Annotated in this window: 11 protein-coding genes; 7 read left to right on the top strand and 4 right to left on the bottom strand. The window is 32.8% G+C overall.

Annotated features, from left to right (window positions below):
- Both ACIQ11_RS05415 and ACIQ11_RS05420 read right to left on the bottom strand, forming a co-directional pair.
- On the bottom strand, positions 1–1,333 hold a 1,333-nt coding region (locus tag ACIQ11_RS05415; protein ID WP_396153525.1), incomplete at its 3' end, for a DPP IV N-terminal domain-containing protein.
- Positions 1,334–1,645: 312 nt separating this feature from the next.
- The gene (locus ACIQ11_RS05420; protein ID WP_396153527.1) at positions 1,646–2,848 is read right to left on the bottom strand and encodes an aminotransferase class I/II-fold pyridoxal phosphate-dependent enzyme; all 1,203 of its coding nucleotides are present in this window, start codon (positions 2,846–2,848) and stop codon (positions 1,646–1,648) included.
- Between the two features lie 307 nt (positions 2,849–3,155).
- On the opposite strand from ACIQ11_RS05420, the gene ACIQ11_RS05425 reads away from it, so the two are divergent.
- From ACIQ11_RS05425 to ACIQ11_RS05440, 4 genes are all read left to right on the top strand, one after another.
- On the top strand, positions 3,156–3,611 hold the full coding sequence (locus ACIQ11_RS05425) for an Lrp/AsnC family transcriptional regulator (RefSeq protein WP_291241352.1): 456 nt from the start codon (positions 3,156–3,158) through the stop codon (positions 3,609–3,611).
- A 99-nt stretch (positions 3,612–3,710) separates the two neighbouring features.
- Positions 3,711–5,114 (top strand): dihydrolipoyl dehydrogenase, encoded by a 1,404-nt coding sequence (gene lpdA / locus ACIQ11_RS05430; RefSeq protein WP_396153529.1) that lies wholly within the window; start codon positions 3,711–3,713, stop codon positions 5,112–5,114.
- Between the two features lie 125 nt (positions 5,115–5,239).
- The gene (locus ACIQ11_RS05435; protein ID WP_396153531.1) at positions 5,240–6,505 is read left to right on the top strand and encodes a Y-family DNA polymerase; all 1,266 of its coding nucleotides are present in this window, start codon (positions 5,240–5,242) and stop codon (positions 6,503–6,505) included.
- The gene (locus ACIQ11_RS05440) at positions 6,499–6,933 is read left to right on the top strand and encodes a LexA family protein (RefSeq protein ID WP_396153533.1); all 435 of its coding nucleotides are present in this window, start codon (positions 6,499–6,501) and stop codon (positions 6,931–6,933) included. The genes ACIQ11_RS05435 and ACIQ11_RS05440 overlap by 7 nt, the downstream gene beginning before the upstream one ends.
- A 43-nt stretch (positions 6,934–6,976) precedes the next feature.
- Here the strand turns inward: ACIQ11_RS05440 and ACIQ11_RS05445 are convergent, their stop codons facing one another.
- On the bottom strand, positions 6,977–8,434 hold the full coding sequence (locus tag ACIQ11_RS05445) for a TonB-dependent receptor (RefSeq protein WP_396153535.1): 1,458 nt from the start codon (positions 8,432–8,434) through the stop codon (positions 6,977–6,979).
- A gap of 174 nt (positions 8,435–8,608) precedes the next feature.
- On the opposite strand from ACIQ11_RS05445, the gene ACIQ11_RS05450 reads away from it, so the two are divergent.
- The 3 genes from ACIQ11_RS05450 to ACIQ11_RS05460 are packed head-to-tail and all read left to right on the top strand — an operon-like array spanning position 8,609 to position 10,355.
- Positions 8,609–9,376, top strand: coding sequence for an MBL fold metallo-hydrolase (locus ACIQ11_RS05450; protein WP_396153537.1), 768 nt, complete (start codon positions 8,609–8,611; stop codon positions 9,374–9,376).
- 8 nt (positions 9,377–9,384) lie between these two features.
- Positions 9,385–9,873, top strand: a complete 489-nt coding sequence (locus ACIQ11_RS05455) for a hypothetical protein (RefSeq protein WP_396153539.1) — start codon at positions 9,385–9,387, stop codon at positions 9,871–9,873.
- Between the two features lie 2 nt (positions 9,874–9,875).
- Entirely contained in the window at positions 9,876–10,355 is a 480-nt protein-coding gene (locus ACIQ11_RS05460) for a hypothetical protein (protein WP_396153541.1), read from the top strand.
- A gap of 99 nt (positions 10,356–10,454) precedes the next feature.
- On the opposite strand, the gene ACIQ11_RS05465 is transcribed toward ACIQ11_RS05460, so the two are convergent.
- A partial coding sequence (locus tag ACIQ11_RS05465; protein WP_396153543.1) for a DUF4352 domain-containing protein occupies positions 10,455–10,793 on the bottom strand: 339 nt, incomplete at its 5' end.

A 10,793-nucleotide genomic window follows, 5' to 3' on the forward strand; every position in this document is an offset into this window, starting at 1 on the left:
TGATGTTTAAAATCGAAATTTCATTTGGCGTAATAGCATTACTATATTGATCTAAAACCAGCAGGCCGTCTGAAGAAACAGAAGCATTGTGAGTTCCAGAAATAGTAGTCAATTGCACAGTTTTTCCCGTTTTTATATCTACTTGATATAATTGTCTGTCTAATCCGTTATTTGCTGTTCCAATGTAATTTATTTTCGAATTTGTAGCATCGAAACCTAATAAATTAATAACCACCACATCATTAAAACCTAAGTTTTTAAGTAGTTTGCCATCAGTAGTGTACAAATACATTTGATTGTATCCATTAAAATCCGTTTGATAAACAAATTGAGTCGGATTATTTGGTACGAATGTCAAAGCGTTTTGCGGTTCCACCCAAGTGGTCGCTTTTTCTTCAAATAACGTTTTTACGAAAGCCCCAGTTGAAGCATCGTATTTGTTAAATTTTAAATGATTTTGGTCTCGATTTAATACACCCACAAAAATATATTTTCCTGTAGGTTCCCAAGATACCATCGTTAAATATTGGTCTTTTGGTTCACCGGTTTGTAGCGTTACTTTTTTCCCTGAAGCCACATCGTATAGTACTAAAGTAACCTGCTCACTGGTCATACCTGCCATTGGGTATTTTAGGTCTTTGTTAACCGCTTCGCGTTCGTTCCAGTTGATAATAGGATAATTACCTACCATAGTTTCATCTTTTCGGTAATACGCCAATTGCGTTCCTGAAGCATTCCACCACATTCCTCTGTCAATACCAAATTCTTGACGGTGTACATAATCTGAACCGTTTACAATAGCAAGATTTTCATCGTTAGTTACCTCAATGGTCTTATTATTTGATGTTATTCTGATGTTATTGTCTTTTAACCAAGCTACATTAGAATTGGAAGCAAAACGCGCTTGACTTCCTTCTAAAGCATAGCCAATTTTTGAAATAATTTTTTTAGTAATTACATCATACGTTACTTGATATTGATTTGTTTTTGAAGCAATTTCTGTTTGAAATGTATTGTTGCTTTTCCATTCAATAGAAAAAGGAAAGGTGCGTAATACAAATTCTTCTGTTGGTAGTACTTCTTTCAAAGCGGCTTCAAATTCCGATTTAGTAGCTAAAGTAGTTAAAGCCCATCCAGAAATAGCGCTTCTTTCCATCAAATTAGTAAAATCTGAACTTAAATGGGTAACGGATTTTGAATCTTTTCTCCATTGAATTGCGTTTAATGAAGTGGGAGCATATTTTCTTGCTCCTGTTACAGTTTCTTCAATAGTTAGTTTTTGTGCAAAAGACACACATCCAACTAAAAGAAAACTTAAAATATAGTTTTTCATTGTAAGAAATTAATTTGTGAATTAGTTGGCTAAGATAAGCATTTGTTACAAAAAAAATCCGACTCATTTCTAAATCAGATTTTAAAGTATTAAATTTTTTTTCCAAAATTGTCCGATAAAAATTTAAATTAATTGGCTTTAGTCTAATAAATGGATGTTTTTTTAAGCCACTGATTAAACTGATTAGCACAGATTTTTATAAATATAAATGATATAATCAGTGCTAATCCTATAATCCGTGGCTAATAATTTTTTCAATAAATTAAATTGAATGTACTGGTTTAAATCCGACAATATTGATTTTAATATTTTTTACAAAATATCTAATTCTTTCATACAAGCATACATACTTTGATACGTTCTTTCAATGTCGTTGTCTAAACCTATAGAAAAACGAATTAATCCATCAGTTAAACCCATTTCTGCTTGTTCTTCTAAAGGGATTTCAGAAGAAGTGGATGTTCCTGGAGCACTAAAAAGTGTTTTATAAAATCCTAAACTCACAGCCAAATACCCTAAATTTCTTTCTTGCATTAATTCCATCAAAGCATTGGCTTTTTCTAAACTTCCAACATCAATCGTCATCATACCTCCAAAGCCATATTCTGGATTAATCATATTTTTGTATATAGTATGACTTGGATGACTTGCCAATCCTGGATAAACGGTTTTGATGCCGTCTGCTTCAAATTTATTCGCCAAATACATCGCATTATGACTGTGCTGCTTCATTCGGATATGAAGTGTTCTTAAGTTTTTCATTACCGATGCCGAACGTAAACTATCCATTGTAGGACCTAAAAGCATACTGGCACCAGAATTTACGTTTTTTAAATCGTTAATAAATGCTTGACTGGCACACGTTACACCGCCCACCGTATCTGAACTTCCGTTGATGTATTTTGTTAAAGAGTGTATCACAATATCCGCACCTAATTTTACTGGCGATACCGATAAAGGCGAAAACGTATTGTCAACTACCAATTTAAGATTGTGCTTTTTCGCAATCTTAGCTAAAGAAGCAATATCAGCTACTTCTAATAAGGGATTACTCACCGTTTCGCAATATAAAACTTTAGTTGTAGAAGTTATAGCAGCTTCTACAAGGTCTAATTTAGTAATGTCAACAAAAGTAGTTTTCACACCAAATCTCGGGGCGAAATTTTTCAAAAAGGCATAGGTTCCGCCGTATATAGTTCTACTTGAAACCACGTGGTCACCTTGTCCGCAAAGTTGTAAAATTGTTGGCGTAATGGCGCCCATTCCAGAAGCAGATACATTAGCGGTTTCAGTGCCTTCCATTGCTGCTAACGCTTTATCTAAATATAAATTACTTGGCGAGGAATGTCGGGAATATAAATAACACCCTTCTGCGTTACCTTCAAAGGTATCAAACATAGTTTTAGCAGAAAGAAACGTGTATGTAGATGAATCGGATATAGAAGGATTTACTCCTCCAAATTCGCCAAAATACTGTAAATCTTGTATGTTGTCGGCTGGATTAAATGTGCTCATAGTTGTTTGTTTTTATCTATCAAAATTGAAAATAATAAATTAATATTTCAATAATACCTTAAATATTTAGTTTATTTATCTAAAATATTTGTTAATTATAGATTATTTATCATTAATTTAGGTTTTTTATGTATTTTTACCAAATAAATAACGACCCGCTCCTCAAAGTCTCCCGACTTCGAGGAAGTGTTTTTCGGTCTCAGACCGATTAGTAAAGTTCGGAGAACTTTTATCGCCTCCACGAAGTTAGAAACTTCGTGGAGCAGAGTTTTTTTTATGTATTTTTAACTAATAAATTACGACACCAATGGATGCAATTGATAAAAAACTATTAGAATTGATGCAAATCGATTCTAAAAAAACAACAAAAGAACTATCAAGTAAATTAAATTTATCCGTAACTGCTGTGTATGAACGAATAAAAAAGTTAGAGCGCGAAGGGATTATTCGGAAGTATGTTACTATTTTAGATAAAACAAAAATCAATAAAGGTTTTGTAGTCTTTTGTCACGTTAAATTAATTAAACATTCAAGAGATTTAATTTCCGAATTTGAAAAAGAAGTAGTAACGCTAACTGAAGTTTTAGAATGTTTTCACGTAAGTGGCGATTACGATTATATTCTAAAAATTTGCGTAAAAGATATGGAAGAATATCGAGAATTTATGGTTACTAAGTTAACCACTTTGCAACATATTGGTAGTACGCACAGCACATTTATGATTGGAGAAGTGAAAAATTCTACTTCATTTGTGTTGAATTAAAAATAGTAAAGTTTTTTCGCTAAATAGCTATACATATTTATTTAAAAACTTTACTTTTGTACTTTGAAAACATACTATAACATTTTATAAAATATATTTATGAGTCAATTTGATGTAACCATTATTGGTTCTGGACCTGGAGGATATGTAGCAGCAATTCGTTGCGCCCAATTAGGATTTAAAACAGCAATTATTGAAAAATACGCCACGCTTGGCGGAACGTGTCTGAATGTGGGATGTATTCCATCAAAAGCATTATTGGCATCATCGCATCATTATGAAGAATTGCAACATTTTGCAGACCACGGAATTGAAGTTTCGGGTGAAGTAAAAGTCAATTTAGAAAAAATGATTGCCAGAAAACAAGCAGTTGTAGACCAAACTTCTGGTGGTGTAAAATACTTAATGGACAAAAATAAAGTTACTGTTTTTGAAGGATTAGGTTCTTTTGAAAGCGCTACTTCTGTTAAGGTAACTAAAGCAGACGGTACTTCAGAAATCATCGAATCAAAAAACATCATTGTTGCTACAGGTTCTAAACCTTCAAACTTGCCTTTCATCAAATTAGATAAAGACAGAATCATTACTTCAACGGAAGCTTTAAAATTAAAAGAAGTTCCTAAACATTTAGTAATTATTGGTGGAGGTGTTATCGGTATCGAATTAGGACAAGTATATTTACGATTAGGTGCGCAAGTTTCTGTAGTAGAATTTATGGATAGAATTATTCCAGGAATGGACGCTTCTTTATCTAAAGAATTAACAAAAGTCTTGAAAAAACAAGGTATGAAATTCTACACGTCTCACAAAGTACAATCGGTTGAGAGAGCAGGAGATGTAGTTACTGTAAAAGCTGAAAATGCAAAAGGAGAAATCATTACTTTAGAAGGTGATTATGCATTAGTTTCTGTAGGTCGTCGTCCATATACGGATGGTTTAAACGCTGAAAAAGCAGGCGTAAAAGTTACAGATAGAGGTCAAATTGAAGTGAACAATCATTTACAAACTTCAGCAGCAAATATTTATGCAATTGGCGATGTAGTACGTGGTGCGATGTTAGCGCACAAAGCGGAAGAAGAAGGTGTTATGGTTGCTGAAATCATCGCAGGACAAAAACCACATATCGATTATAATTTAATTCCTGGAGTTGTATATACGTGGCCAGAAGTTGCAGCTGTAGGTAAAACAGAAGAGCAATTAAAAGCAGAAGGCATTGATTTTAAAGCAGGAAGTTTTCCATTCAAAGCATTAGGAAGAGCAAGAGCTGGTGGTGACACAGACGGATTTGTAAAAATCTTAGCCGATGCCAAAACAGATGAGGTGTTAGGGGTTCATATGATTGGTGCTCGTTGTGCCGATTTAATTGCAGAAGCGGTTACCGCAATGGAATTTAGAGCATCTGCAGAAGATATCTCAAGAATGTCTCACGCACACCCAACGTTTGCAGAAGCCATCAAAGAAGCCGCTTTAGCTGCAACTGCAAATAGAGCGTTACACGTGTAATTAAATAGATTTTATATAATAAAACCCCAAATTTAATTAAGGAATTTGGGGTTTTTTTTTAAAAATATTTCGATTGTTAATAAATTTTCAATCCAATTTCCAAGTCAAAATTGTACCTTTACATTATGTTTGCATTGGTAGATTGTAATAATTTTTATGTGTCTTGTGAGCGTGTTTTTCAACCTCAATTCAAGAAAAAGCCTGTTGTCGTTTTATCCAATAACGATGGTTGTGTGATTTCCAGAAGTGATGAAGCAAAAGCGCTTGGTATTCCTATGGGTGTACCCGAATTTAAAATTAGAAATGAGATTAAACAACATCAAATTGCTGTTTTTTCATCCAATTATGCGCTGTATGGCGATTTAAGTAAACGTGTAATGGATGTGCTTGCAGATTTTACACCAGATATCGAAAATTATAGTATCGACGAAGCTTTTCTTAATTTTAAAAACACCAATACGACTAATTTTGAAACTTGTGGTTTGCAAATGAAACAACGGGTGCAAAAATGGATTGGCATTCCAGTTTGTGTCGGTTTTGCCGAAACGAAAGCGCTGAGTAAAGTTGCCAACAGAATTGCTAAAAAGTTTCAAGATAGAACGGGCGGTATTTATGTTATTGATTCCGATGAAAAACGAATCAAAGCCCTAAAATGGACAAAAGTTGAAGATATTTGGGGTATAGGTTTCCGGTTGTCAAAAAAAATGAAGGCCTTTGGAATTGTTACAGCTTATGACTTTACAGCACCTCATAATGAAGATTTTGTTAAAAGAACTATGGGTGTGGTAGGAAAACGTCTTCGTGCGGAACTTTTAGGGCAATCTGTATTAGAATTGGAGCAACAACCAGAAGCTAAAAAAAACATAGCGGTTACGCGAACTTTTGAAAAATCAATTACCAATTTAAATGAATTGAAAGAGCGTGTTTCTACTTTTGCAACAGTAGCTTCCGAAAAATTACGTATGCAAAAATCGTGTTGTTATGGTTTGGTTTTGTATCTCAGAAAAGACAAATATAAAGTAGGTAATGAACGTTATAATTTTACCTTGTACGAAACGATGCCTTTTGCGACACAATCAAGTTTAACAATAAGTACAACGGCTATTAAAATGTTAGAAAAATTGTTTCAGCCTGGCGAAACTTATACAAAAGCGGGAATTATTATTTCTGATATTATTCCGCAACATCAAAAACAGTTTAATTTATTTGTAGAAGAAAATCCGAAACACGAAAAATTAATGAAAGTAATGGATGACATTCGAATGAAAACGGGCGAGCGAAAAATTCGCTTAGGGAATCAGGATTTAAATAGAACTTGGAAAATGAAACAAAACTATTTATCAAAAAAATATACAACAGATTTTAAAGAATTATTAGATATAAAATGTTAAAAGAAAATAGACTATCGTTTTTTATTCCAAATACGGAAAGCAATTTAGATATGCCATATATTTCCAGTGGAATAAAAGCAGGATTTCCTTCTCCAGCAGCAGATTTTGATGGCACACGTGTAAGTATTGATCAAATAGTAGTTAAAAATGCGTTGGCTACTTTTTATGCTAAAGCGAATGGAAATTCTATGACGGGTGCCGGAATTGATGATGGTGATATTTTAGTAATCGATAAAAGTATCGAACCTCAAGACGGAAAAATCGCCGTTTGTTTTATCGATGGAGAATTTACCGTGAAACGAATTAAAGTACAAGAAAATAGTTTACTCTTACTCCCAGAAAATAAACTCTTTGAACCCATTGAAATCACAGAGGAAAATAATTTTATTATATGGGGAATTGTCACTTTTGTAGTGAAAAAATTATAAAAAAAATCCCAAATTCTTATGAGTTTGGGATTTTTTTAGTTTATTACTTAGCTAATTCTTTTTCTTTTTGATAGCCAAATAAATGATCTTTTTTAATGATTTCTGCGGTGCCATCTGGTAGCATATCTTCCCAGCCAGACTCGCCTTTAGCAATCATTTTTAATATTTTTCTGGAGAAAATATCTAATGTTTTGGCATCGTAAGTTTCAATATCCGTAACTTTCCCGTTGTATTTAAAGAATTTATACAATTCTTTCATTCTCGGATGCACTTTTAAGTTTTCTGACGTAATTATTTCACCCGTTTCTGGGTCTTTCATCGGATATAAATACACTTTTAAATCTCTGTAAAATAATTTACCAAAGGCTTCTAAAATTCCACCCGACATATGACGGTAGTATTTCTCATCAAAAATTTCTACCAAATTACTCACACCCATCGCTAAAGCAGTACGTGATTTTGTAAAAGATGAAAAATATTCTAAAACTTTATAATATTCTTGGAAGTTAGAAATCATTACGGTTTGACCTAAAGCACATAAAAGTTCTGCTCTGTCTAAGAAATCTCTTTCGTCAATTTCACCTTCTGCCTTTAGGTTAGAAAGGGTAATTTCGAAAACCACAAAGGTATTTTCTTTACTTACTTTATTTTCTTGTATAAACATCTCGTAAGATTGCTTATACATATCCATATTTACTTTGGTTACAGGTCGGAAACTACCGCGTAACGCTAAAATATTTTTTTTATATAAAACGGCTGCTGGCAAAATATTCTTTCCTTCCGGATTAAACATTACGGCATCTGTAAAGCCATATTTTACCAATTGCAAACTCATTAATCTGTTGTCTACATCTGCAAAACTTGGACCTGAGAAATTTATCGTATCAATTTCAATTTGGTCTTTTTCTAAATGGTCGTATAAATAACGCAATAATTTTTTTGCATCATTGTGTTTGTAAAACGCGCCATAAATTAAGTTTACGCCCAAGATTCCTAAGGTTTCTTGTTGCAAACGGGCATCATTTTCTTTAAAACGAATGTGAATTAAAATTTCATTATACGCTTGGTCGGGTTCTACTTGGAATTTAATTCCTACCCAGCCGTGTCCTTTAAATTGTTTTGCAAAATCAATAGTCGCTACGGTATTCGCATAACTAAAAAACATTTTGTTTGGGTGCTTGTCTCTTTTTAAACGATCTTCAATAAGTTTCGTTTCGTGCGTAAGCATTTTTCTTAATCTGCTTTCAGTCACATATCTTCCATCTTCTTCAATTCCGTAAATCGCATCACTAAAATCTTTATCGTAGGCAGACATCGCTTTTGCAATCGTACCTGAAGAAGCTCCAGCTCTGAAAAAATGCCTCACCGTTTCTTGTCCGGCACCAATTTCGGCAAAGGTTCCGTAAATATTTTCGTTTAAATTAATACGGAGTGCTTTGTCCTTTGTAGAAGGGATTTGTTCAATAGCTTTGTCTCCTCTTAATGTGATTTCAGTCGTCATTTATTCAAATGTGTTTTTGGCCAAATTAAAATACATTGCAAAGTTAATAAATTATAGGTTTTAACAAGAGTATTTTGTTATTTTTGTAAAAAAGAAATTACAACCATTACAATAAAGTAGCACTTTTCTACAAAAAGTAGCGGGTAACTTTTTTAGCGTATCAATCACATACATATGAAATTATACTTCTTAGGAACGGGTACATCTCAAGGCATTCCAGTAATTGGAAGTACGCATTTTGTGTGTTTAAGTGATGATGCAAAAGACAAACGATTGCGAGTTGCGGTTTGGATACACGATGAAGATTTTTCAGTAGTTATTGATTGCGGTCCCGATTTTCGTCAGCAAATGCTTACCAGTGGCTGTTCGCGTATTGATGGGTTGCTTTTTACACACGAACACGCAGACCATACAGCTGGTTTGGATGATATTCGTCCATTTTATTTTAATCAAGGTGACATTCCGGTTTACGGACATTCGCGCGTGTTGCAAAATTTAGCCAATCGATTTGATTATATCTTTGAAAAAGAAAACAAATATCCAGGCGCGCCTTCTGTGTTGCCAATTGAAGTCGTAAATAATCAGAATATTACGATTAAAAATCAGGAAATTATTCCAATTAATGCGATGCACGGAAATTTACAGGTTTTTGGATACCGAATTAAAGATGTGGTATATTTAACAGATGTAAAAACCATTGCAGATTCAGAATTAGAAAAACTTAAAAATGTTGATGTGTTAGTTATCAATGCGTTACGTTTTGAACCACATAATACGCATTTTAATATGGAAGAAGCCATAAATTTTATAAATTTGGTGCAACCTAAAAAAGCGTATTTAACACATATTAGTCATATTTTAGGATTGCACGAAGAGGTACAAAAACAATTGCCAGATAACGTATTTTTGGCTTACGATAATTTAGAAATAGAAATTAAATAAATAGTAAAATGAAAAGGAGTTTATTACTTTACGGAATCGTATTTTCAGTATTAATTAATATTTTTCAATTTGTAAATTCTTCAAATATCTTGAAAAGAAGTGAAGAAGTGTCTACAATTAGTAAAAAGGAATTAAAAAAAGCACAAGATACCATTGCGAAATTACGCGACAATGATACCTTTTCCTTAGCTACGAATGAAAATGCACAAGAGTATTATTTTGAATACGATGTAAAAGCGTTACAAACGAAAGTGAAAGAAGATTTAACTGCTTTTAACGCAGATAAAAAAGGAAATAAATATGTTTCTTACGATCAAATTGGCGACAATCCATTTTTGATTAATAACATTAAAATTTTAAATCATCGATGGATTATTGCTAACTTTTCTGATGGTAAAGTTTGGGGTGAAGTGTTGCTAAAATACTTTCATAATGCTGATAAACCTACCGAATTTGAAACTGTAGAAACATTAATTTATCAAGAAACGCTAAATTAAAAATGAAAAAACTTGTATATATTTTAGTACTGACATCGTTATTTTCTTGCGATTATATCTTAAAGAATCCGCCAAAAGATACCACGGAAATGGATTCTATTGTGAAAAATCAGGTAAATGATGACAAAAACGAAAATGGGTGCGATTTAAAAGCCGGCTATAAATGGTCGAATATGACTAAAAAATGTGTTCGTGTTTTTGAAGAAGGCTATCGTTTAACCTCTATAGAAAGAGATTCGCTTGCCAAAAGAAAAAACGCTTTCTTTTTTGTGGATGAAGACAGCTTAATTGCAGAAGTTTTCTTGCCAGATTCTAAAGAATCAATTGTTTTTAAAAGAGAAAATGAAGACCAAAACTTCAAATTTAAAGACTTCGAATTCCGAACCAACAAAGGTTTTTATTTGTACTACAAACAAACACTTATGTTTCAACCTGCCATTCCTGTAGATACCAAAATTTTAGGAAAAGACGAGGAGCATTAGGAGTTGGGTATGAGGTTTTGGGTTTTGGGTAAAAGGTGCCTTCTACAGATTAATTACTTTATTTGTTTTGTCATACTGAACTTGTTTCAGTATCTGAATTTAAAATAATTTTACTACTTCAATTTCTTTGCAATTGCAAATATTATTTTCATCCCAAAGATATTCGCCACCACAAAGAGTTAAGAAATAGATGTTTTCTTCGGGTACTTCAAAAATTAGATTAACTGAAATAGGAATTTTTGGATTAAAATCTTTACCAAAAATATCAATACATTTTATTCCACTCATAGATATTACTGACAAACCTTTTGTCGAATATTCAAAAAAATCATTTTCAAAATTTGATAAACGAAACATATAATTGTGAAGTTTTCTTTGAATGTTACTTTTATTAGTAATTTTTAGTTCTACAATTAAATAGATTCCATCAGCCTCGCT

This window comes from Flavobacterium sp., assembly GCF_044361065.1.
Lineage (GTDB): Bacteria > Bacteroidota > Bacteroidia > Flavobacteriales > Flavobacteriaceae > Flavobacterium.